The sequence below is a fragment of the Mesorhizobium sp. B2-3-4 genome (assembly GCF_006442315.1).
GTDB lineage: Bacteria > Pseudomonadota > Alphaproteobacteria > Rhizobiales > Rhizobiaceae > Mesorhizobium.
The window spans coordinates 388,235-411,586 of the sequence record NZ_VFVY01000002.1; the positions used below are offsets into that span (position 1 = coordinate 388,235).

Annotated in this window: 22 protein-coding genes; 6 read left to right on the forward strand and 16 right to left on the reverse strand. The window is 64.9% G+C overall.

Features of this window, described 5'->3' with window-relative positions; genetic code table 11:
* The first annotated feature begins 167 nt into the window (after window positions 1–167).
* The 5 genes from FJ967_RS05465 (at window position 168) to FJ967_RS05485 (ending at window position 5,928) form a co-directional block, all read left to right on the forward strand.
* Window positions 168–1,469 carry an ArgE/DapE family deacylase gene (locus FJ967_RS05465; protein WP_181175675.1) on the forward strand — a complete coding sequence of 434 codons (1,302 nt, stop codon included), beginning with the start codon at window positions 168–170 and terminating at the stop codon, window positions 1,467–1,469.
* Window positions 1,466–2,524, forward strand: coding sequence for a phosphotransferase (locus FJ967_RS05470; protein ID WP_140730672.1), 1,059 nt, complete (start codon window positions 1,466–1,468; stop codon window positions 2,522–2,524). Before FJ967_RS05465 ends, FJ967_RS05470 begins: the two co-directional genes overlap by 4 nt.
* Window positions 2,525–2,608: 84 nt before the next feature.
* Window positions 2,609–3,859, forward strand: coding sequence for an aspartate aminotransferase family protein (locus tag FJ967_RS05475; protein WP_246675189.1), 1,251 nt, complete (start codon window positions 2,609–2,611; stop codon window positions 3,857–3,859).
* Window positions 3,853–4,506, forward strand: coding sequence for a GntR family transcriptional regulator (locus tag FJ967_RS05480; protein ID WP_140730674.1), 654 nt, complete (start codon window positions 3,853–3,855; stop codon window positions 4,504–4,506). The genes FJ967_RS05475 and FJ967_RS05480 overlap by 7 nt, the downstream gene beginning before the upstream one ends.
* A gap of 18 nt (window positions 4,507–4,524) precedes the next feature.
* Entirely contained in the window at window positions 4,525–5,928 is a 1,404-nt protein-coding gene (locus FJ967_RS05485) for an FAD-binding oxidoreductase (RefSeq protein ID WP_140730675.1), read from the forward strand.
* Between the two features lie 16 nt (window positions 5,929–5,944).
* Here the strand turns inward: FJ967_RS05485 and FJ967_RS05490 are convergent, their stop codons facing one another.
* From FJ967_RS05490 to FJ967_RS05525, 8 genes are all read right to left on the reverse strand, one after another.
* Complete coding sequence (locus FJ967_RS05490; RefSeq protein WP_140730676.1) at window positions 5,945–6,745, reverse strand: ABC transporter permease; 801 nt, start codon at window positions 6,743–6,745, stop codon at window positions 5,945–5,947.
* Window positions 6,742–7,614 carry an ABC transporter permease gene (locus FJ967_RS05495; RefSeq protein ID WP_140730677.1) on the reverse strand — a complete coding sequence of 291 codons (873 nt, stop codon included), beginning with the start codon at window positions 7,612–7,614 and terminating at the stop codon, window positions 6,742–6,744. The genes FJ967_RS05490 and FJ967_RS05495 overlap by 4 nt, the downstream gene beginning before the upstream one ends.
* Window positions 7,611–8,714 (reverse strand): ABC transporter ATP-binding protein, encoded by a 1,104-nt coding sequence (locus FJ967_RS05500; RefSeq protein WP_140730678.1) that lies wholly within the window; start codon window positions 8,712–8,714, stop codon window positions 7,611–7,613. The genes FJ967_RS05495 and FJ967_RS05500 overlap by 4 nt, the downstream gene beginning before the upstream one ends.
* A gap of 74 nt (window positions 8,715–8,788) precedes the next feature.
* Window positions 8,789–9,814, reverse strand: coding sequence for an ABC transporter substrate-binding protein (locus FJ967_RS05505; RefSeq protein ID WP_140730679.1), 1,026 nt, complete (start codon window positions 9,812–9,814; stop codon window positions 8,789–8,791).
* Window positions 9,815–9,867: 53 nt separating this feature from the next.
* A complete protein-coding gene (gene araD1, locus FJ967_RS05510) occupies window positions 9,868–10,866 on the reverse strand; it encodes an AraD1 family protein (protein WP_140730680.1) in 999 nt (332 codons plus the stop codon).
* 33 nt (window positions 10,867–10,899) lie between these two features.
* A complete protein-coding gene (locus FJ967_RS05515) occupies window positions 10,900–11,679 on the reverse strand; it encodes an SDR family oxidoreductase (protein ID WP_140730681.1) in 780 nt (259 codons plus the stop codon).
* An 11-nt stretch (window positions 11,680–11,690) separates the two neighbouring features.
* Window positions 11,691–13,418: an IlvD/Edd family dehydratase gene (locus FJ967_RS05520; protein WP_140730682.1), complete on the reverse strand. Its 1,728-nt coding sequence runs from the start codon at window positions 13,416–13,418 to the stop codon at window positions 11,691–11,693.
* Window positions 13,415–14,206 (reverse strand): FadR/GntR family transcriptional regulator, encoded by a 792-nt coding sequence (locus FJ967_RS05525; RefSeq protein ID WP_181175676.1) that lies wholly within the window; start codon window positions 14,204–14,206, stop codon window positions 13,415–13,417. The genes FJ967_RS05520 and FJ967_RS05525 overlap by 4 nt, the downstream gene beginning before the upstream one ends.
* 61 nt (window positions 14,207–14,267) lie before the next feature.
* Between FJ967_RS05525 and FJ967_RS05530 the strand changes: the two genes are divergently transcribed.
* Window positions 14,268–15,197, forward strand: coding sequence for an aldose 1-epimerase (locus tag FJ967_RS05530; protein WP_140730683.1), 930 nt, complete (start codon window positions 14,268–14,270; stop codon window positions 15,195–15,197).
* Between the two features lie 31 nt (window positions 15,198–15,228).
* Here FJ967_RS05530 and FJ967_RS05535 read toward each other — a convergent pair whose 3' ends face one another.
* The 8 genes from FJ967_RS05535 to pcaQ form a co-directional block, all read right to left on the reverse strand.
* Window positions 15,229–16,674, reverse strand: a complete 1,446-nt coding sequence (locus tag FJ967_RS05535; RefSeq protein ID WP_140730684.1) for an aldehyde dehydrogenase — start codon at window positions 16,672–16,674, stop codon at window positions 15,229–15,231.
* Window positions 16,675–16,715: 41 nt separating this feature from the next.
* Window positions 16,716–17,501 (reverse strand): coniferyl-alcohol dehydrogenase, encoded by a 786-nt coding sequence (locus FJ967_RS05540; RefSeq protein ID WP_140730685.1) that lies wholly within the window; start codon window positions 17,499–17,501, stop codon window positions 16,716–16,718.
* 2 nt (window positions 17,502–17,503) lie between these two features.
* Complete coding sequence (locus tag FJ967_RS05545; protein ID WP_140730686.1) at window positions 17,504–18,565, reverse strand: branched-chain amino acid ABC transporter permease; 1,062 nt, start codon at window positions 18,563–18,565, stop codon at window positions 17,504–17,506.
* Window positions 18,562–19,458 (reverse strand): branched-chain amino acid ABC transporter permease, encoded by an 897-nt coding sequence (locus FJ967_RS05550; protein ID WP_140730687.1) that lies wholly within the window; start codon window positions 19,456–19,458, stop codon window positions 18,562–18,564. Before FJ967_RS05550 ends, FJ967_RS05545 begins: the two co-directional genes overlap by 4 nt.
* Window positions 19,455–20,177: an ABC transporter ATP-binding protein gene (locus FJ967_RS05555; RefSeq protein ID WP_140730688.1), complete on the reverse strand. Its 723-nt coding sequence runs from the start codon at window positions 20,175–20,177 to the stop codon at window positions 19,455–19,457. Before FJ967_RS05555 ends, FJ967_RS05550 begins: the two co-directional genes overlap by 4 nt.
* Complete coding sequence (locus FJ967_RS05560) at window positions 20,174–20,914, reverse strand: ABC transporter ATP-binding protein (RefSeq protein WP_140730689.1); 741 nt, start codon at window positions 20,912–20,914, stop codon at window positions 20,174–20,176. The genes FJ967_RS05555 and FJ967_RS05560 overlap by 4 nt, the downstream gene beginning before the upstream one ends.
* 23 nt (window positions 20,915–20,937) lie before the next feature.
* Window positions 20,938–22,254, reverse strand: a complete 1,317-nt coding sequence (locus FJ967_RS05565; RefSeq protein ID WP_246675182.1) for an ABC transporter substrate-binding protein — start codon at window positions 22,252–22,254, stop codon at window positions 20,938–20,940.
* 139 nt (window positions 22,255–22,393) lie between these two features.
* Window positions 22,394–23,311, reverse strand: coding sequence for a pca operon transcription factor PcaQ (gene pcaQ / locus FJ967_RS05570; protein WP_140730690.1), 918 nt, complete (start codon window positions 23,309–23,311; stop codon window positions 22,394–22,396).
* Window positions 23,312–23,352 lie beyond the last annotated feature (41 nt).

Consider the following 23,352-nt stretch of genomic DNA (forward strand, 5'->3'; position numbering starts at 1 on the left):
TCTCCGCCGCGCGGCCTTGCCGGCATGCCAGGAAGCTGATGCCAATTCCGCGACCGCCTGCCAAGAGGCTCCAGGGGTGGGCCATAATTTTGGCTCGCCTGTCTTCTTGCCTTTTCGGAGAATGGCATATGAGATATGATACACCATTCACAGGAAAGCGGAATATCATGCCCGAGCGAATTGCCGACGAAGCCATTTTGCGGGCGGTCGACGACGGCTTCGACCGTCAGCTCGCCTTCCTGGCCGATCTCGTGCGCTTTCCTTCCCAACGCGGCGAGGAACACGAAGCGCAATCCTTCATGGCCGCGGCCTATGAAGCTGATGGCTATGCGGTCGATATGTGGCGTGTCGATGTCGACGCGATCCGCGACCTGCCCGGATTTTCGCCGGTGGCGGTTTCCTACGACGATGCCTTCAACGTCGTCGCCACCCACAAGCCGAGAAATGCCACCGGCCGCTCGCTGATCCTCAACGGTCATATCGATGTCGTGCCGACGGGGCCGCTCGATCGCTGGGTGCGCGATCCCTACGATCCGGCGATCGAGGATGGCTGGATGCATGGCCGTGGCGCCGGCGACATGAAGGCCGGCCTGTCGGCTTGCCTTTACGCGCTGACCGCCTTGCGGAGCCTCGGCTACCAGCCGGCCGCCAACGTATTCCTGCAATCGGTGGTCGAGGAGGAGTGCACCGGCAATGGCGCGCTCGCCTGCCTGCAGCGCGGCTACCGCGCCGACGCCGCTTTCATTCCCGAGCCGCTGGAGCCGCGCCTGATGCGGGCGCAGGTCGGTCCGATCTGGTTCCGGGTCGAAGTCGATGGCGATCCGCAGCATGCGTCGGGTGCCTTTTCAGCCGGCGCCAACGCCATCGAAAAGGCCTTCCTCATCATCCAGGCGCTGAAGCAGCTCGAAATCGTCTGGAATGCGCGCAAGGTCGACGACAAGCATTTCTGCGACCACCCGCATCCGATCCGCTTCAACCTCGGCAAGATCGAGGGCGGCGAATGGACGTCGAGCGTTCCGGCGCGCTGCGTCTTCGAGATGCGTGTCGCGACCTATCCCGGCCAGAAGCTGGAGGATGCCAGGGCCGAGCTGGAAGCCTGCATCGCCGATGCGGCCCGCGCCGATCCGTTCCTCGCCAATCGCCCGCCCAGGATGACCTATAATGGCTTCATGGCCGAGGGTTATGTGCTGGAAGGCGCCGAAGAGATGGAGGCCGTGCTGCGGCGCAGCCACACCTCGGTGTGGGGCGAACCGCTGAAGGAACACGTTACCTCGGCGACGACCGATGCGCGCTTCTTCGGCCTCTATGCCGACACGCCGGCGATCGTCTACGGCCCGATCTGCCGCATGCCGCATGGCTATGACGAGGCCGTCGACCTCGATTCGGTGCGCAAGGTCACCCAGACCATCGCCCTGTTCATCGCCGACTGGTGCGGTCTCGAACCCATAGATGCCGGGGCCAGGCCGTGAGTGCGGCCGTAGCGGACGCTTTTGGCGAGACGCTGGCCGAAGACGCGCCGGCCGTTTCGTGCGCCGAAGCGCTGGCCATATTGCTTGGGCATTACGGGCTGACCGGCAGCGCGCGTCCCTTGCCGGGTGAACGCGACCACAATTTCCACATCGAAACCGCGGGCGCGGGCGAGTTCGTCCTGAAGATCTCGCATCCGGCGGAAGAGGCCGGCTTCACAGATTTCCAGAACAAGGCGCTCGACCATATTCTTGCGGTCGACCCGACCTTGCCGGTTCCCTCGCTGCACAAAAGCCTTCAAGGCGAAGCGCAGTTCACGGTCGGCATCGGCGGATCGGCGCCGCGCATCGTCCGCCTCGTGACCTATCTGCCCGGCCAGTTGCTTGCGCGCTCGCCCACGTCACCGGCGCAGGACCGCAACCTCGGCATCTTCCTCGCACGCCTTGGCCGGGCGCTGCGCGGCTTCTTCCATCCGGCGGCCGGCAGCGACCTTTTGTGGGACATCCGCAAGGTCGCCAAGACGCGGCCGATGGCGACGCATATTGCTGACGCCGCTCGTCGCGCCATGGTCGAGCGCGCCATCGACGCTTTCGAGAAGCATGCGGCGCCGGTTATTCCCGGCCTGCGCGCCCAGATCGTTCACAACGACATGAACTCCTACAATGTGGTGATGGACGCCGCACGGCCGGAAGTGGTGAGCGGCATCCTCGATTTCGGCGACATGATCCATTCGCCGCTGATCTGCGATCTCGCCATCGGCGCCGTCTATCGCTGGCCGGCTGAAGGTCATCCGCTGGCGCCGGCCGCGCGCTTCGTCGCCGGCTACCAGTCGGTGCAGCCGCTCGAGATCGAGGAGATCGAAATCCTCGTCCACCTCATTCGCGCCCGCCTTGCCCTCATCGTCAACATCGCCAACTGGCAGGCCGAGCGCTTTCCCGCCAAGCGCGACTACGTGCTTCGCCTCAGCACCGAAGTCTGGAATTCCATGGAGCGGCTGGACGCACTGTCGCACAGCGATGCCCGCCGCTATTTTCTCGACCATTCCAATCCGGAGTAAATGCCCGTGTCCCCGTCTCCATCAGCCAATACCTCATCCGCGAATGCTTCCGCCGACGCAGACGTTTCGGCACAGGAGCGCGCGCTGCTCGAACGCCGCGCCAGGCTGCTTGGGCCGACTTATCGCGCCTTCTACCGCAACCCGATCCATCTGGTGCGCGGCAGCGGCGTCTGGCTCTACGATGCGCAGGGGCGCAAATTCCTGGACGCCTACAACAATGTCGCCTCGGTCGGGCACTGCCATCCACGCGTGGTCGAAGCGCTGTCGGGGCAGGCCGCCACGCTCAACACGCACACGCGCTATTTGAGCGAAATCATCCTCGACTACGCGGAAAAGCTGCTCGGCACGCTGCCGTCCCATCTCGGCCATGCTATGTTCACCTGCACCGGCAGCGAGGCCAACGATCTCGCCATCCGCATTGCCCAGCATGCGACCGGCAATAGCGGCGTGATCATCACCGATTTTGCCTATCACGGCGCCACGATCGCGACGGCGCAACTGTCGCCGGCGGCGGTCGGCGCCAAGGGCGTCCCCGCGCAACACCTCACCGTGGCGGCGCCGGACACGTTTCGTGACCATGGCCGTGCCGCGAAGGACTTCGCCAGAAATGTCGCCGCCGCCATCGACGATATGCGCGCGCAAGACATCCGCCCGGCGGCTCTGCTTGTCGATTCGGCCTTTTCCAGCGACGGTATCTTCTTTCCCGAGGCCGCCGTCATGCGCGAGGCCGCGGATCATGTCAGGAAAGCGGGTGGCATCCTCATCGCCGATGAGGTCCAGTCCGGCTTTGGCCGGCTTGGCCAAGGCATGTGGGGCTTCGCCAATTATGGCCTCGAGCCTGATATCGTCACCATGGGCAAGCCGATCGGCGACGGACATCCGATGGGCGCGGTCATCGTGCGGCCACGGCTTGTCAGTTCGTTCGGTTCGAACACCGGCTACTTCAACACCTTCGGCGGCAATCCGGTCGCAGCCGCCGTCGGCATCGCCGTGCTCGAGGTGATCGAGGGCGAGGGGCTGATCGAGAATGCGCGCACGGTCGGCGCTTACACCGCAGAACTGCTGGACGCCTTGAAAGGCCGCCACGGCATGGTCGCCGACGTCAGGCAGAACGGTCTCTATTTCGGCGTCGAGCTGACGGCGCAAGACGAGGCCACCGCCGCTGCTAGGACCTCTGCGGTGGTGGAGGCCATGCGCGAGGACGGCGTGCTGATCTCGTCCTGCGGTCCGCGCGGCAATGTGCTGAAGATCCGGCCGCCGCTGCCATTCGCCCGGGACAATGCCGAGCAACTGGCCGAGACGCTCGATCGCGCGCTGAGCGGCCGCGCATGCTGAAGCTCGAACATCAAACCCTCAATGATCGCGCCTATGGCGCGCTCAAGCAGGAATTGATTTCTGGCGCCTTCAGCCCCGGTCAGTCGCTGGTCATCCGCAAGCTTGCCGAAACCTTCGGCATTTCGACCACGCCGATCCGCGAGGCGCTGCAAAGGCTTGTCGCAGAGCGGCTTCTGGAAATGCAGAACAACCGCTCCATCATCGTGCCCCTGCTGTCCGAACCCGCCTTCGAGGAACTGACGCGCATCCGTATCGCCGTCGAGGGATTGGCCGGAGAGATGGCCGCCACCCGGATGGGCGAAAGCGGGCTGGCGGAAATACGGGCCGCGCTTGCCGGCATGCAGCATGCCATCGAGGCGCGGGACGCCAGGAGCTATCTCTCCCTGAACGAGGCTTTCCACTTCGCCATCTACCGGCATGCCGGCGCGCCGATCCTGCTCAACATGATCAGGGATCTCTGGGGCCGTGTCGGACCCTATCTGAAGCTGCTGATGCAGGCCGACGGCTACATTCCGCAGTCCAATGACGCCCATCGCGGGATCGTCGCCGCTCTGGAGCAGCGCAACGGTCAAGCCGTTCGTGTATCCTTGGAGCAGGACATCGCAGCGGCGGCCGCTATTCTGTCGGAAAATCTTCGCGCCGGCTGACACAGACAGGGATGCTCAATGTCGCCTGAAACACAACAGCTTCTCTCTGCTCTTGGCGACAGGCTCGGCACGGGCGGCGTGCTGGCCGGCTCCGACGTCGATCAACGCTACCGCGACGATCCCGACGGCAGGTTCGGCGTGCTTCCCGAACTGGTGTTGCGCCCGCGCGATACCATTGGTGTCGCGGCGGCGCTCGCCGGCTGCAACGCGCTCGGCCAGCGGGTCGTCGTCCAGGGCGGCCGCACCGGCCTCGCCGGCGGCGGGCGCGTCCAGCCCGGCGAGATCGTGCTGTCGCTGGAGCGTATGAACGGGCTTGGCGCTCCGGATACTCAGGCCGCTACCATCATTGCCGAAGCCGGCGCGACGTTGCAGGCGGTGCAGGAGGCGGCCGACGGAGCGGGGCTGATGTTCGGTGTCGATATCGGCGCGCGGGGCTCGGCCACGGTCGGCGGCAACATCGCCACCAATGCCGGCGGCATCCGCGTGCTGCGCTACGGCATGTACCGGGCGCAGGTGCTGGGGCTGGAGGCGGTGCTGGCGGACGGCAGCGTGTTGAGCTCGCTGAAAGGCCTGCCCAAGGACAATTCCGGCTACGATTTGAGCCAGCTCTTCATCGGCGCGGAGGGGACGCTTGGCGTCGTCACCCGCGCCGCGCTCAGGCTGCATCCCAAGCCCGCATCCGAAGTCAACGCCTTTTGCGCGCTGCCTTCGCTCGATGCGGCGATTGCCCTGCTTGGTCTGCTGCGACACAGGCTTGGGCCGTTGCTGTCAGCCTATGAGGTCAATTTCGCGCCGCTCTATGATGTCATGGTGGCCTCCATGGCGATGTCCGCTCCGCTGCCTGCCGGTTCGCCCGTCTATGTGCTGGCCGAAATCCAGGGAAGCGAGCCTGAGCGCGACAGCGAGCGCTTCGCCGAGGTTCTGATGCAGGCGGTCGAGGACGGCATCGTCGACGATGTGGTCGTCTCGCAATCGCCGCGTGAATTCCGGGCGCTGTGGGATGTACGCGAGGACGCAAATCGCGTCCTGTTTGCGATGAAAGGCCTGATCGGCGTCGACATCAGCATCCCGCTGGCGCGCATGGGCGCGTTCCTGCAGGAAGCGGATGCCGCCATCCATGCCGTCGATGGCGGCGCCGACATCTATGTCTTCGGTCATCTCGGCGACGGCAATCTGCATTATCAGGTCCTGACGGCGAACCCGCAGGCGGCCTATGGCATCATCTATCGCGGCGTGGCGGCGGCCGGCGGCGGCGTGTCGGCCGAGCACGGCATCGGCCTCGACAAGAAGCAATGGTTGCATCTGGTGCGCAGCGACGCCGAGATCGCCACGATGCGTCGGCTGAAATCCGCGCTCGACCCGAAGAACATCCTCAATCCGGGGCGGGTCTTCGACCTCGGCCCGGCTGCTTCCGCCGGATGATCGCTGCGGCCTGAATTCAATTCCGTTCCGTCGCCATCTGCCTGGGGATGAGAAAACGGGCCGCGAGCACGCACAGCAGCACGGTGAACATCAGGATCAGCGCCACCAGCGCGTTGATGTCGGGCGAAAAGCCGAGCCGCATCATCGCCCACAACCTGACCGGCAAGGTGCTCTGCGTGCCGGTGACCAGGATGGTGATCATCGTCTCGTCGAACGACAGCGCGAAGGCCAGGATGGCGCCGCCGACCATCGCGCTCGACAGGTTCGGCAGGATGATGCGCCAGAACGTCTGCCAGCCGGTGGCGCCGAGATCGTAGGACGCCTCTACCAGCGTGCGGCTCATTGACTGCAGGCGCATCAGCACGGTGCGGTAGACGATCGCCAGCACGAACACCGTATGGCCTATGACGACGGTCAGCAGCGAACGCTCGAGGCCGATTTCGCGAAAGAAGATCAGCAGCGCCAGGCCGCTGATGATCGGTGGCATCAGGAACGGCAGGAAGATGATGAACTGGAGGAAGGAGCGTCCGGCGCGGCGGCCGTGATAGTAGAGCGCCAGCAGCGTTCCGCTGACCACCGACAGCACCACCGTGCACACGCCGACGATCAGCGTTGTGCGCAGTGCGGCCAGGATATCGGTGTTGCCGGCGAGCGCCCGGTAAGTCGAAAGCGTCGGCGACGACCAGTCGACATCGCCATGCGAGACCGTGAAGAACGACGATACGATCGGCACGAACAGCGGGCTGTAGAGCAGCACGGCGACCAGCGTGGTGATCGCGGCCAGCAAGATCGTGGAGGGCCGGGGCAGGGTGCTCATACCGTGGTTCCCCGGCTGCGTCCGAACCGTTCGCCGACGAGAATGGCGGCGATCACCACGATCGCCAGCGCCACCGACAGCGCCGCGCCGAACGGCCAGTTATAGGCCGTGCCGAACTGGCTGTAGAGGATGCGCCCGAAGGTGAAGCCGCTGACCCCGCCGACCATCTGCGGCGTCAGGAAGTCACCGATCGCCAGCACGAAGACGAAGCTCGCCGCCGAGGCGACGCCGGGCAGGCTGAGCGGCAAGGTGATGCGCAGGAATGTCTGCAAGCCGCTCGCGCCCAGATCGTCCGAGGCGCGCAGCAAAGTCTGGGGGATGCGCTCCAGAGACAGGAAGATCGGCAGGATGGCAAAGGGGATCAAAAGCAGGCTCAGCGTCAGCAGGATGGCGTTCATGTTGAACACGAACAGCGTCGACGGATGATCGAGGATACCGAGTGCCACCAGCGCCTTGTTGAGAAAGCCGTTGAGGCCGAGGATGCTGCGTATCGCGTAGATCTTGATGACGTAGCTCATCAGCAGCGGCACCAGCAGCAGCATCAGCAAGGCATAGCGCCACCGCCCCTTCAGCGTCGTCAGGAAATAGGCGGCGGGATAGGCAAGCAGGATGCAGATGGCGGCCACCGACACACATAGCACGATGGTGTTCCAGAACACCGGCAGGAAGATCGGATCGGTGAAGAACCTGATATAGTTGCCGAGCGTTGGTACATGGACGATCGTGCCCTGGTCGACGCTGAAGAAACTGTAGACCAGGAAGATCGCCAGCGGCACCAGCACGAAGATGATAGGCAGGCTGAAGGCAAGCACCGTCACCAGCAGCGACAAGCGCCTCTCGCCGGGAAGTGTCGAGCTGGTACCGCTCATGCCAGCACCAGATGGCCTTCATGCGGTGCAAAGCAGAGCGAAACCGCGGCGCCGGGTTTCAGCGCGCTGCCGTCGATCCGGCTCGGCATGCGCAGCCGCAGGCGCTGCGCCGGATCGACCGTTCCCGCTGTGATCGTGGCGACGGTCGACGAGCCGGCAAAGGCCAGGTCGGCGATGGTACCGGAAAAGCGATTGCTGCTGTCCTTGGCGTCCGCAAGATGCAAGGCCTCGGGCCGGAATGCCGCAAAGGCACTCGCACCGTCTGGCGCGGTCTTCAGATGAGGCTGGCCGCTGATCGAGCAGACAAGGCGTCCAAGTGCCGTCTCGATCGGCCGCTGCTCACCTTGCACGGGTCCGAGCTTTCCGGCGACCAGATTGTTCTCACCGAAGAAGCGCGCCACGAACTCGCAATTCGGCTTGTAGTAAAGATCGTGCGGCGTGCCGAGCTGGCGGATATGCCCGGCTTGCATGACGCAGATCCGGTCGGCCATGCCGATCGCTTCTTCCTGATCGTGGGTGACGAACAGGAAGGTGGTCTTGATCTCGCGCTGGATGGATTTCAGGAATTCCTGCATCTGCCGGCGCAGCTCCAGGTCGAGGGCCGCGAGCGGTTCATCGAGCAGGATCAGGCGCGGCTGGCAGATCAGCGCCCGGGCGAGCGCGACGCGCTGGCGTTGGCCACCCGAAAGCTGCGCCGGGAAGCGGTCGGCGAAACGGCCGAGCTGGACCAGCTCCAGGGCTTGTGCGACACGGCTTGCAATCTCCTTGCGCCTGATATGGCGCACCGAAAGCCCATAGCCGACATTGCCGGAAACGGTCATATGCGGGAACAGCGCATAGTCCTGGAATACGGTGTTGAACGGCCGCTTGTTGATCGGCATGCGGCTGATCTCCTGGCCGTCCAGCCGGATCTCGCCTGACGTCAGCGGCTCCAGCCCGCCGATCAGCCGCAGCACCGTGGTCTTGCCGGAGCCCGATGGCCCAAGCACGGTGAGGAACTCGCCGTCCCGGATCGACAGGTCGATGTCGTGCAGCACGGGAACCGTGCCATAGGATTTCGAGACGGACCGCAGCGTCAGCAGGTCTGTATTCTGGTTCATGGACTATTCTCGCATACGCTTCGGCGGTCCGGAATGTCCGGACCGCCGGGTCCTTCGAAATCAGCAACCGTTGATCAGGGCGTCGCCTTGATCTCGTTCCACAGGTCGGAGCGCTTGGTCGGGTCCTCGACATTGTTGAGCCAGACCAGCTTGTCGTTGCTGCCGGCGCTGCCGGACTCGACCACGGTGTTGCCGAAGCCGGTGCGCTCGGAAAGTTCGCCGCTGACCTTCTTCGTCAGCATGAAGTCGATCCATTTCTCGGCCGCCGCATTGTCGCGCACGCCCTTGGAGATCACCCAGTTGTCGAGCCAGGCCAGCGCGCCCTCGCTCGGGTTGATATAGGCGACATGAGCGCCGATCTTCTGCAGCGCCTTGACCTGCTGCTGGCCGTAATTGGCCCAGATCAGTGCGACGTCATTGTTCTGGTAGATCTGCTGCGCCTCGTCGGCGGTGGTGTAGAAGCTCAGCACATTGCGCTTGAGATCGACCAGCTTGGCCTTGACCGCCGCCATCTGCTCCGCGTCGAGATTGAACGGATCCTTGTAGCCGAGCGTCAGTGCGGTGAACGAGAAATTGTGCTCGCCATTGTCGTAGGCCAGGATCTTGCCCTTGTAGGCCGGGTCCCACAGCACCGACATCGATGTCGGCGCCGGCTTGACCTTGTCGGTGTCGTAGATCAACCCGATGGAATCGAAGCAGAACGGAATGCCGTAGACCTTGCCGTCCTTGGTGTCGCCGCTGACCTGCGACAGGTCGCGGAAGCGCGGCAGCACCTCTTTCTGGTTCGGCAGCTTGGTGATGTCGATCGGCGACACCAGATCGGCCTTGATATAGCGCTGCAGCTGGGCGGTATTGACGGCGAAGACATCGAAATCCTGGCCTTCGCTGCCCTTGATCTTTGCCCAGATCTCGTCATCGCTGCCGATGAAGACGACATCGACGCCGATGCCCGTGGCCGCCGTGAAGTCCTTCACCCAGTCCGGGTCGGCGTAGCCGTCCCAGGCCAGCACGCGAAGGTTCGCCGCCAGCGCCGCCGATGTCATCAGGCCGATGCCGAGCCCGATCGTCGCTAATTTCAGGAATGCTTTCTTCAGTCCCATTTTTAATCTCCCATTGTCGTTCTGGTGGACCGTGATTTCCGGGGCTATCGCCGTCACAGCTGGGTGACGGTGACCAGTCCCTCGTCCGGCACCGACACCATCCGGTTGCGCAGCGGCTTGCCGAATGCCCGTGCCTGGATTTCATATTCGTCGCCGGCAGCCGTCTGGACGCCGGAGGCGTAGCTCATCACCGCCGCGCCGAAGAAATAGGCATGCAGGTCGCCCGCCCTGCGGTGCATCGGGTAGCGGAAGTGGAAGTGTTCGAGATTGGCGATCGAATGCGACATGTGCGCTTCGCCCGAGAGAAATTCCTGCTCCCAGACGACGGCGCCGTCGCGCAGGATGCGGGAATGGCCGCGCACTTCGTTCGGCAGATCTCCGATCAGCAATTCGGGTCCGATCGAACAGGAGCGCAGCTTGGAATGGGCGAGATAGAGGTAGTTCTCGCCCTCGGTCACGTGGTCGGAATACTCGTTTCCGAGCGCGTAGCCGATGCGATAGGGATGGCCGTCCGGACCGTTGAGATAAAGCCCGACGATCTCGGCTTCCTCTGCCCCGGCCTTCGCGAATGCCGGCATCGGCAGCGGCGCGCCAGGCGGCACGACGCAGGTGCCGACGCCTTTGAAGAACCATTCGGGCTGGATGCCGATCTTGCCGGCGCCGGGCTTGCCGCCCTCCAGCCCCATCTTGAAGATCTTCAGCGAATCCGATTCCTCGGCGTCCTCGCCATGTGTCAGCAAGTGCATCTGGTTGCGCGCGGCCGCGCTTCCGGTATGGGTCAGGCCGGTGCCGGTGACCAGGAAGCGGGCCGGTTCGGGATGGTCGACAGGAGCGAGCACGCGGCCATCGCGCAACAGCGCATCATAGTCGACCGTGGCAGTGCCTGTTCGCTTTTCGACCAGCGCCGCGATGGAAACGCGCTCGGCGATTGCCGCCTCGGCAAGCTCGAGCACACTGCCGGTGTTCTCGAGTGGATGCAGGTGATTGCCATCGTCGGAGACACGGCCCACCCGCCGGCTGCCATCGGTCATCGTGTACTGAACAAGACGCATGAAACTAACCTTCTTCCCTTGGTGCGGTGCGGGTCACACCCAGCCCGCGTCGACAATGAACTGCTGGCTCGTGCACATGCGGCTGTCATCGGCGGCGAGGAACAGTGCCATGCGCGCGATGTCAGAGGGCTGCAGCCGGTCGGGCAGGCACTGCCTCTCCTTGATCTGGCGCTCGCCGGCCGGGTTCAGCCACAGCCGCATCTGGCGCTCGGTCATAACCCAGCCCGGCACCATGCAGTTGACACGGATACGCTCGGGGCCGAGCTCGCGCGCCAGCGCCCGCGTCATGCCGTAGACGGCGGCCTTCGCGGTGACATAGGCCGGGCAATCGGGATCGCCGACCATCCAGGTGATGGAACCGAAATTGATGATCGAGCCGCCGCCCAGCGAACCCATCTGCGGACGCACCGCTTGCGCGGCGAAGAACTGATGGCGCAGATTGACCGCCATGCGGTCGTCCCAATAGGCCGGCGTGACGTCTTTGGTCTGATGGCGGTCGTCATTGCCGGCATTGTTGCACAGCACCTCGATCGGGCCGTTCCGCAGCATTGCCTCGACGGTTGCCGCCTGCAACTCCTCGACATTGCGCAGGTCGCAGGCAATGAACAGTGGGGCGGGATGTCCCTCGGCCGCGATCGCCTCGACCAGGCGGCGCGAAGGCTCTTCGGCCAGATCGACGAAGGCGACGCGGCTGCCCTGCGCGCAGAAATGGCGCACCAGGCTTTCGCCGATGCCGCTGCCCCCGCCGGTTATGAAGACGCTGCGGCCCTTGAGGCTGGGGTAGGTCGCGTAGTCGCCGATCTGGTCCGTCATCACGCCTCTCCCTAGTGAGAATGCCGGGGAATGCCGGCGTCGCGCCGGCCGACGAGAAAGTCGAAGTCGCATCCCTTGTCGGCCTGCAGCACGCGCTCGACATAGAGGCTCTGGTAGCCGCCCTGAGGCGGCGCCGGAGGCTTCCAGTCGCGGCGGCGGATCGCCAGTTCCTCATCCGACACCAAAAGCTCCAGCCGGCGACCGGCGACGTCGAGCTCGATGAGATCGCCGTCGCGCACCAGCGCGAGTGTGCCGCCGGCCGCGGCCTCCGGCGCCACATGCAGCACCACCGTGCCGTAGGCGGTGCCGCTCATGCGCGCGTCGGAAATGCGCACCATGTCGGAGACGCCTTGCCTGAGGAGTTTGGCCGGTAGGGGCATGTTGCCGACCTCGGCCATTCCCGGGTAGCCGCGCGGCCCGCAATTCTTCAGCACCATCACAGAGGAGGCATCGATATCCAGTTCCGGATCGTCGATGCGGGCGTGGTAATGCTCGATGTTCTCGAAGACGACGGCTTTGCCGCGATGCTGCATCAGCTCCGGCGTCGCCGCCGACGGCTTGATCACCGCGCCGTTGGGCGCCAGATTGCCGCGCAGGATCGAAATGCCGCCCTCCTTGGTCAGCGGCTCGCTCAACGGCCGGATGACTTCGCGGTTGTAGTTGGGTGCTCCGTCGATCAGTTCACCGATCGTCTGGGCGCTGACGGTCATGACGTCGCGATGAAGAAGCCCAACTTCATCAAGCGACGCCATGACCGCAGCTAGCCCCCCGGCATAGTAGAAATCTTCCATCAGGAACCGGCCCGACGGCATCAGATCGACGATGGTAGGAACGTCGCGGCCAAGGCGGTCCCAGTCATCGAGGCTGAGATCGACGCCGACCCGGTTGGCGATGGCGATCAGATGCAGCACCGCATTGGTCGAGCCGCCGATGGCGCCATTGACGCGAATGGCGTTCTCGAAGGCTTGCCGGGTGAGGATCTGCGCAATCGTCACGTCCCGGTGGACCAGGTCGACGATCTGCCGTCCCGCCAACTGGGCGAGCACGCCGCGGCGCGAATCCACCGCCGGAATAGCGGCATTGTCCGGCATGCCGATGCCGAGCGCTTCCACCATGCTGGCCATGGTCGAGGCCGTGCCCATCGTCATGCAACTGCCCGCCGACCGGCTCTGGCCCTGCTCGGCGGCAAGGAAGTCGGCGACCGGCATGCGGCCTGCCTTGACCTCCTCGGCGAATTTCCAGACATGCGTGCCGGAACCGATATCCTGTCCGCGGAACTTGCCGTTGAGCATCGGTCCGCCGGACACGGCGATGGTCGGCAGGTTGCACGAGGCAGCCCCCATCAGCAGCGCCGGCGTGGTCTTGTCGCAGCCGACCAGCAGGATGACGCCATCGATCGGATTGCCCCGGATCGATTCCTCGACGTCCATGCTGGCGAGGTTGCGGAACAGCATGGCGGTGGGGCGCATGTTGCTTTCGCCCAGCGACATCACCGGAAACTCCAGCGGCAGGCCGCCGGCTTCATAGACGCCGCGCTTGACGTGATCGGCGAGCGCGCGCAGATGCGCGTTGCAAGGGGTCAGTTCCGACCAGGTGTTGCAGATGCCGATCACCGGCCGGCCATCGAAAGCATCCGCCGGTATGCCCTGGTTCTTCATCCAGCTGCGATGCATGAAGGCATTCTTGCCTTCGCCGCCGAACCAGGCTTCGGACCGCAGTTTGCGTTTGGTCTCGGTCACGATTGCTGGCCCCGATCGTTGCGGCGTCTGTTGCGGTTCTCGACGCTGCGGCGCACGTCGTCCTCGGCATTGTCGATCAGCACCAGCAGCGCTTTTTGCGCACCGATGGCGTCGCCGGCGGCGATCTTTTCGGCCACCTGCCGATGCAGCGGCAAGGAGTGGCGCTGCCCTTCCGGGTTGTCGTTGGAGAGGCGGAAGCTCATGACCAGTGCGGTCTCGACCAGCGCCGCCAGCGAACCGATCAGCTCGTTGCCGGTCATGCGCAGGATGGTCTGGTGGAACACGAGGTCGGGCTTGGCGAAGCGGTCGCCATCGTCGACAACCGCTTCCATCTCCGTCAGCGCAGCGTTGATCTCGGCGATCTGCTCTGGCGTGGCGCGTTGTGCGGCAAGCGCGGCCGACATCGGCTCGATGGCGCGGCGCAGTTCAAACAGCGCGCGCACATCGTCGGCGCTGACACCGCCGGCGTAACGCCATGACAGGACGTCGGGGTCGAGGAAGTTCCAGTCGGAGCGTGGGCGCACCCGCGTTCCAGTCCTTGGCCGCGATTCGACCAGTCCCTTGCCGGCCAGGACCTTGATCGCCTCGCGCAACACGGTGCGGCTGACGCCCAACATCTCGCTGGAATCATCGGCATTGGGCAGGGCTTCGCCGGGCAGGAAGTCGCCCTGCACGATGCGCAAGCCGATCTGTTCGACGACGGTGGCGTGCAGCGCGGTGGACCCGCTGGAGACCGCCACCGCGACCCTCGACGTGCGTGCGGTGCTGAACGTTTTGGTATTCTTCATACTATTCATATGATATGTCTTATAGCCATGGCGACTGGAGTCAAGGGATTGGGGAATGCCAATGACAAAGAATTCCGCTGTGGCCGTCGCGCGGCACACGGAGCTGGTGTCGATCAGTGACGGCACCGCGACGGTAGAGATCGCTCCGGCCGCTGGCGGGGCGCTTGCGTCGTATCGCTGGTGGCCGAATGGCGTTGCCGTGGATTGGCTGCGGCCGGCCGATCCGGCGGCGATCGGCCGCCGCGATGCCGGTGCCATGGCTTGCTTTCCGCTCGTTCCCTATTCGAACCGCATAAGGGATGGCCGCTTCGAATTCGCGGGACGTTCCGTCCAACTGCCGACAGGCCCTGGCGATCCACATCATGAGCATGGCCATGGCTGGCGTCACCCGTGGGCGGTGAAGCGGCACGAAGCCGCCATGGTCGTCCTTGGCTATCGCCACGCCGGCGATTCCTGGCCATGGGCCTATGAGGCCGAGCAAGAGATCTCTCTGGCCGACGGCAGGCTTTGCATCACCATCGCGGTGCGCAACCTGTCGGACACGGCGATGCCGGTCGGCTTCGGCCTCCATCCCCATCTTCCGGCGACACCGTGGACGCATGTCCAGGCCAAGGTATCGGGCATGTGGGAGACCGACGCGGAGGTTCTGCCCGTCCGGCATGTTCAGCCGCCCAAGGGGGCGGATCCGTCCATCGGCTTCGACGTGTCGGAAGTGGATTTCGACACCGTCTTCACCGGATGGACGCGTCGCGCCCGGATCACCTGGGCCGAATACGGGCGGCAACTGGACATCGAGGCGGAAGCGCCGCTCGATTATCTCGTCCTCTACATGCCGCCGGGCGAGGCGTTCTTTTGCGCCGAGCCGGTCAGCAACATCACCGACGCTTTCAACCGGATGGGCAACGGGAGCGCCGACACGGGATGTATGGTCCTGGCGCCCGGCGAGACGCGATCCGCGAGCGTCCGCTTCATGCCATCGCTGGTGGTCTGAGCGCCAGGGAGGCGCTCAACGCAGGATCGGTTCAGAACGGATAGTGCTGGCCCGGGTCTTCGATCGTCACCCAGCGCAGATCGGTGAATTCGGCGATCGAGGCCTTGCCGCCGAAGCGGCCATAGCCCGATCCCTTGACGCCGCCGAACGGCATCTGCGCCTCATCTCCGACAGTCGGTCCGTTGATGTGGCAGATGCCCGCCTGGATGCGGGCGGCGACCGCCATGGCCCTTTTGATGTCGCGGCTGAAGACGGCTGACGACAAGCCGTATTCGGTGTCGTTGGCGATCCTGACGGCCTCGTCTTCCCCCTTCACGCGGATCACCGGCTTGACCGGGCCGAAGGATTCTTCCGCATAGACACGCATCGCCGGCGTCACATGGTCGAGCAGCGTCGCCTCCACCACGGTACCCCGGCGTTTGCCGCCGGCGACAAGGCTGGCGCCCTTGGCGACTGCGTCGGCAACGAGCTCCTCCATCTTGTCGGCGGCCTGGCTGCTGATCAGCGAGCCCAGCACGACATGGCCGCGCGGATCGCCCGCCGGCAGCTGCGAGGCACGAGCGGCGAGCTTCGTCACGAACGCATCGGCGATCTTTTCGTCGACGATCAGCCGCTCGGTCGACATGCAGATCTGACCCTGATGCATGAAGGCGCCGAAGGTTGCCGCATTGACCGCGGCGTCGATGTCGGCGTCTTCGAGCACAAGCAGCGGCGCCTTGCCGCCGAGTTCGAGCAGGGCCGGCTTCAGGTGCCGTCCTGCAAGTTCCGCGATGATCCGGCCGACCTTGGTCGAGCCGGTGAAGTTGACGCGCTTGACCGAGGCATGCGCGACCAGCCTTTCGACAATCCCGGCGGCATCCTTGGGATCGTTGGTGACGACGTTGATGACGCCCTTGGGCAGCCCGGCCTCGACCAGCACCTGGCCGATCAGCCGGTGCGTGCCGGGGCACATTTCGGAGGCCTTCAGCACCACCGTGTTGCCGCAGGCGATCGGCATCGCCACGGCGCGGGTGCCCAGAATGACCGGCGCATTCCAGGGCGCGATGCCGAGGCAGACGCCGGCGGGCTGGCGGATCGCCATGGCGAGCGTGCCCGGCTTGTCGGAGGGAATGATCTCGCCCGAAATCTGTGTCGTCATAGCCGCCGCCTCGCGCAGCATGTTGGCCGCCAGCATGACGTTGAAGCCGGCCCACGGACCGGTGGCGCCGGTCTCTTCCATCATCAGCTTCGTGAACGCGCCGACCTTCGAGGCCATCACCTCGGCCGCCTTCAGGAGCAGCAAACGGCGCTCGCCCGGGCCGGTCCGCGACCAGGCGGGAAAGGCAGCGGCGGCGGCGTCGACGGCCGCATCGGCATCGGCGATGCTGGCTGCCGCCGCGCGCGTCGCAAGCTTGCCCGTTAAGGGGTCGAGCCGATCATAGGAAGCCTTGCCGGTGGCCGCCCGTTCATCGCCGTCGATCAGAAGTCCGATATCCATTGATCTTTCCCTCACTCCCGATGGAGCCTTTGAATTGGATGTTAGAAGCCGAACATCTCGGCATTGATCGATGCTTCGAGGCCGCCGTCAACGGGTACGTTGGCGCCGTTGATCCAGCGGGCACCGTCCGAACACAGGAATAGCACGACCGGGGCGATATCCCCCGACGTGCCCGCGCGTCCAACCCGGGCGATGTCGCTGTCGACGCGCGCATCGCCCAGCACGGTGCGGAACTGTTTCAGGATCGGCGTCTCGACCGGGCCGGGGCTCACCGCATTGACGCGGATGCCACGGCGTTTGAACAGGTCCTGATGCGCGGCGCGAAAGGTCCATAGCAGCAGCAATTCCTTGGAGACGGGATAGCTTTCCTCGTTTCTGACGACATGGGTGCAGACAACTTCCTCGACATTGGGAAAGCCCTCGATGGCGACCATCGAGGTGGCGCGGTTGAGATTGGCGCGCCAGCCATAGCCCGCGATCGAGGCAACGTTGACGATGGCGCCGCCCTCGCGAAGTTTTGGCGCCAGGCCCTCCGAGAGCGCCCGCAGCCCGAAGAAATTCACCGCCAGCGTCGGCGCCGCGCCGGTGTTGCCGGACAGTCCGGCGACATTGCACAATGCGTCGATGCGCTGCGGCAGGCGCGCGATGAGGTCATCGACGCCGGCCTTCGACGATATGTCGGCCTTGACGAAACTGCCGGCCGGCGCGGCTGGCTCGCGCATGTCGACGCCGATTACGTCGGCGCCAAGCTGGCCGGCGAGCTCTGCCGTGCGCGCGCCGATGCCTGAGGCGGCACCGGTGATGAGGATGGTCTTGCCGAAAAGCATGGTTATGCCTTCTCCTGAAGCTGTGTGGTGCCCTCGAGCGAGGGCGCGGTGCCATCATTGGCCGGCGTGTTTCCTGGAAACGTGACGCGGTAGCCGACCGGCAGCAGGCGCAGGCCAAAGCGCTCCTCGATCGTCCCCCACAGGCCGCGCGGCAGGAACAGCGAGAACAGCACTGCGATAGCGCCAAGCCCGACCAGGTACCAGACGCCGGTGCCGCCGAACCACGTCTCGATGAGGAAGAACACCACCGCGCCCAGGATGGCGCCCTCGAACGTGCCGATACCGCCGACCAGCACCATGAAGATCATGTAGGCGGTCCACTGCACGTTGAAATAGGTTTTCGGCTGGAAGGTGATCGACGTCGCCAGCCACAGCGCGCCGGCAATGCCGATGCCGAAGGCGGCGAGCACGAACAGGAGCCGCTTGGTGCCGGTGACGCGCACGCCGACCGAGGCCGCGGCATCCTCATTGTCGCGGATGGCGCGGATGGCGGCGCCAGTGCTGCCGCGCAGCAGGCCGAACAGTATGGCGAGCAGGGCGCTCATCGAGGCCAGCGCCAGCCAGTAGATCGTAACCCGTCTGGTGCCGGCGTCGTAGACATTGAGCGAGATCAGGGACGTGCCGGTCTCGCCCTGCACCAGTCGGTCAAGATTGACCAAGAGATGCGTCAGCGCCGCGATCACCCACATGCCGATGGCGAACTCGCCGTTCCTGAGCCGCAGCATCACCAGCGAGAGCGGCCAGGAGACCAGGCCGACGATGATGCCGGAGGCAAACAGCGCCAGGAACGGATTGAGGCCGGCATCGGCCAGCCGGATGGCGAGATAGGCGCCGAGCCCGAAGAACACCTGCTGGCCGACCGAGACCAGGCCGCCGAAGCCGGCGAGCGCGTTCCACATCGCCGCCAGGATCACATAGATGAAAAGCGCCGTCATGCGATCGATCGCGCCGGCCGACAGGGCTTGTGGTGCGATCGCCAGCAGGGCGATGATGACGGCGACCGCGATCGCAGCGATCCGCGATATCGCGGTGCCGCGCTCGATGACTGGTGAGACCGGGCTCATGGTGCGCTCCGCGAAGGCGGCTTGAGCAGGCTGCGCAGGCTGAGGCCGGCCATGGAAAGCCGCACGAACAGCACGATGAGGAACACGGCGTGACCGCCGATGAGGAAGCCTTGCGGATGCACCTGCGCGCCGAGCGTCTGCGCCAGCGCCAGCACGATGCCGCCGATCAGCGTACCCCACAGCGACCCGGCGCCGCCGATGACCGCGGCCTCGAAGGCGAACAGCAATTGCGGCGCGCCGGCATAGGGATCGAAGGTGGCGCGCATGCCGAGAAAGGCGCCGGCCAGGCCGACGGTGACCATGGCGATTGCCGCGGCAACCGCATTGGCCCGGCGCGCGTCGACACCCACCAGTCCTGACGTGTCGGGGTCTTCCGAGGTGGCGCGGATGGCGCGGCCGAGCCCGGTGCGGCTGAGGAACAGCTGCAGCCCGCCAAGCAGCACCACGGCGGTGGCGAACATGATCACCGCCAGCTTGCCTACATAGATGCTTCCGGGCCATTCCCAGGAATCGTAGGAGAGGCTGCCGATATAGGGCGCCAGCGAGCGCGTATTGGCGCCGAACTGCTCGAACAGCATGTTGTCGATGACGATGGCGAGGCCGAAGGTCGTCAGGATGGGCAGCAGCGCTCCGCCGCGCGCGCTGCGCTCGAGCAGGAAGCGCTGCAGCGCCCAGCCAATCGCGGCCATCAGCGGCAACACGACGAGCAGGCCGACAAACGGTGAGACATGAAGCCGCAAGGCCAAGAACCACAGCGCATAGGCGGCAAGCACGGCAAGGCTGCCATGGGCGAGGTTGATGATGCGCATCACTGAAAACATGAAGGACAGGCCGCAGGCGATCAGCGCGTAATAGCCGCCAAGCAGGATGCCCTGGATGATCTGGTTGCTCATGCCGGCTCGGCTTTCTGCCTGTGCAGGCCGAAATAGGCTTTCGTCACATCATCGCGCGAGACGCTCTTGCTGTCGGCCGCGAGCGCGATACGCCCTTCCAGCATGCAGATGACCTTGTCGGAGACCGACAGCGCCCGGCTGAGATCCTGCTCGACCAGGATGATGGTGGTTCCAGAGGCGATCAGGCCTTGCAGCGCGTCATAGACGCGCTCGACGATTGCCGGCGACAGGCCGAGTGAAACCTCGTCGAGCAAAAGCACGTCCGGATTGCTCATCAGCGCCCGGCCGATCGCCGTCGCCTGCTGTTCGCCGCCCGAGAGATGGCCCGTCTTGGCATGACGGCGCGGCTTCAGATTGGGAAACATCTCGAGCACCTTGTCGACGCTCCAGTCACCAGGCCGCCCGGCGGTCCGGCCAAGCAGTAGGTTTTCCTCGACGCTCATGCGCACGAACAGTTTTCGCCCCTCCGGCACCAGCGCGATGCCCATGCCGACGCGTTTGTGCGAAGGCACATTGGTGAGATCGGCATCGCCCAGCAGCACACGGCCGGCAGCCGGCTGGTGCGCGCCGGCGATGGCCCTGAGCAGCGTCGTCTTGCCGGCGCCGTTGGCGCCGACCAGCGCCAGCGTCTCGCCGCGCTCGACGCCGAACGTGACGCCGCGCACCGCTTGCAGCAGGCCATGCCTGACAACCAGGTCCTCGACAGCGAGAAAGCTCATTTCGGGCCTCCGCCGAGATAGGCGCGGATTACCTGCGGATCGGCCATGACCGCATGCGGCTCGCCGTCAGCAATGATTTTTCCGGCGTCCATGCAGATCAGCCGCTCGGCCACCTGCAGCAGGATGTGGACGATATGTTCGATCCAGACGATGCCGATCTTGCGGCGGCGCAGTTCCTTGATGGTGCCGACGAGTTCGCTCGCCTCGCCGTCGGTCAGGCCGCCGCCGATCTCGTCCAGCAGCAGCAATGTCGGCCGCGCCGCCAGTGCCCGTGCCAGTTCCAGCCGCTTGCGATCGAGCAGGCCGAGCGTTTCAGCCCGCCGGTTGGCGATGCCGAGCATGCCGCAGAGGTTCAGCGACCCGAGCGCCTCCTCATAGGCCTCGTCGCGCTGTAGCCCGGCGCCATGCGAGGCGGCGACGAAGACGTTTTCGAACGCCGTCATGCCGCTGAACGGCTTCGGCACCTGGTGGGTGCGCACCAGGCCGAGCCGGCATCGCTGCGTTGCCGACAACGCCGTCACGTCGCCACCCTTGAAGGCGACGGTGCCGGCGCTCGGCGGATAGGCGCCGGAAAGCACGCTGAGCAGCGTCGTCTTGCCGGCACCGTTCGGGCCGACGATGCCGACCGCTTCATCGGCGCCCATGGTGAAGTCGACTCCATCCAGCACCACGAGCGCGCCGAAACGCTTGTCGATGCCGGCGGCTCTGAGGATCGCAGCCTTTGCTGAACCGTTCACGTTGCGATCCCCGTATGCGCCCGTCAGCCGTTATAGGGCTGAAGCTTGGCTTCCACCGGCACCTTCGGATCGGTGGCGTTCTCGGTCACCACATAGTCGAGCGGGAATTTACTGCCTTCCTTGGCGGCCACCCATTGCGTGCCGATGATCGGGCCGGGCGAGACATTGGCGACAGGACCGCTGGTGAAGTCGACCTTGCCGCTCATGGTCTCGGTCTTGAGCGTGCTCAGCGCCTTGGCGACGGCTGCCTTGTCCTTGGCGTCGGTGCTTGCCTTCAGCGCCTCGAAGCCGGCATCGAGCAGCGACATGGAGGCGCCGAGCTGCTGCGTCCACTGCTTGCCGCTCGCCGCCTCATAGCCATCGGCGAGTTCCGTACCCGAGACACCGGTGAGCGGCGACTTGTAGGGAAACGCCTTGTGCCAGTAGGCGGCGCTGGAGATCTTCATGCCGAGATCGCCGAGCGCTTCGATGTCGGATGGAAACAGGCCGGTCTTGGCGACCTGGCAGATCTTGATCTGCCTGATCAGCCCTTGCTGCGCGGCCTGGCGCCAGAAGGCGGCGAAATCAGGTGGGATCGGGAAGGAATTGAAGATCTCGACGCCTTCCTGCTTGAACAGCGCGATCTGCGAGGAATAGTCGGTGGTGCCTGTTTCATAGGCGCCGGGATCGACGATCGTAAAACCCTGCTTGGCCAGCAGCGGCGCCAGGTTGGCGCGGATGGCGTTGCCGTCGGCGTCGTTGGGATACATGACTCCGACCTTCTTGTTGGTCTCGATCAAGTTCCACTGCGAGATATAGGCCTTGAAGAATTCGCCGACGCCGAAGCCGAAATGGTAGGTCCATTTGAACGGCGAGGGCGCGCCGGGCTTGGCGCCGCGGCCGAAATACCAGGCCTCCCAGGGCATGACGGTCGACAGGCACGGCACGCCGGCCGCCTCGCAGGCGTCCGCCACCGGATTGATTACCTCGGGCGTCGACACCGCCAGCATCAGGTCGATCGCCTGGTTGTTGATCAGGTCCTTGGCGAGCTGGCCCGCGCGGGAGGGATCCGATTGCGTGTCCTGGTCGAGGATTTCGACACTGTATTTCTTGCCGCCTAGCTCGATGCCTCCGGCCAGCGCCTTGCGGGCAAGATCGAGCACATAGCCGTCGGTTTCGCCGAAGCCGCCGAGCGGACCGGTGCGCGGGCTGACGAAGCCGACCTTGAGCGTGTCGGCGGCCTGTGCGAAGGCCTTATTGCCGCCAAGTGCCAAGGCGGTGCCGCCGGCAATCGAGGTGGCGATGAACTGGCGTCGCGACATACCGCGAATGCCGGATTTGCTGCCGATGGAATGGGTCATGTTTTCCTCCCTCTGTGGCTCCTCCATCACCACAGTGCACCAGCGTTTTGGTTCGGTAAAATGATATTTTGCGGCGTTTCATTAACCGCTGGGTTAGCAGATTCTGGATGAGGCCGAGGCTTGCGGGCCGTCAAGCGTCTCAGTTACCCGGCCTTGCCGCCTCGCGAATGGTTTGCAGCAGGATCGAGAAGGCAGGCGAGAGGGCGGTGTCGGTGCGCATCGTCAGCCCGACCGGCCCCTTGGTTTCCTCGGTGTCGACCGGCAAGGCGACGAAAGCACCGCTTGCGATCTCGTTGGCGACCACGCCGGCTGAAATGATCCACACCGCATTGCTCTGGCGCATGAAGGAGCGGCCGAACGAATCCGAGACGGTCTCGATCTCGGTGGCCGGCGCCGTCATGCCGTTGGTGATGAACAGGCGGTCGACGAAGGGACGGATGACGGACTCCCGCGTCGGCATCAGCACCGGGAAGTCGTCGAGGTTGGCGAAAATGTCAGCCTCCGGCTCCAGCAGCGGATGGCCGGCCCGCACCACGAACAGGACCTGTTCGGAATAGAGATGTTCGAAGAAGAAGCCGGTCATGTTCTCCGGCGCCGCCAGCCGTCCGACAACGAGATCGAGCGCGCCGGTGCGCAATTGTTCGAGCAGCACGGCATTCTCGCCGGTGACGATCTTGAGGGCGGCGCCTGTGTTCTCCCCGAGGAAGAGGCTCATGGCCCGAGGCATCACCCTTGCCGACACGGTCGGCAGCGCGCCGATGCGGATCGGGTGGCGATTGACGGCGCCGTCCTGGCGAACGGAATCGACGCCGCGCTTCAAGGCGGTGATCGCCGAGCCGGCATGGCCGAGGAAAATCTCGCCGAGCCTGGTGACACGAATACCGCGCCCGTCACGCTCGACGACAGCGACACCGAGCGCTTCTTCCAGCTCGCGCAGGGTCTTGGTCACCGCCGGTGCGCTGACATGCAGAAAATCGGCGGCCCGGGCCACGCTTCCTTGCCGCGCCACTTCCAGGAAAGCCTGCAGGTGGCGGAACCGGATTCGGCTTTCGGACATAAGTTTGATAACCCCTGAGTTAATGAAACGGCGCAAAATAT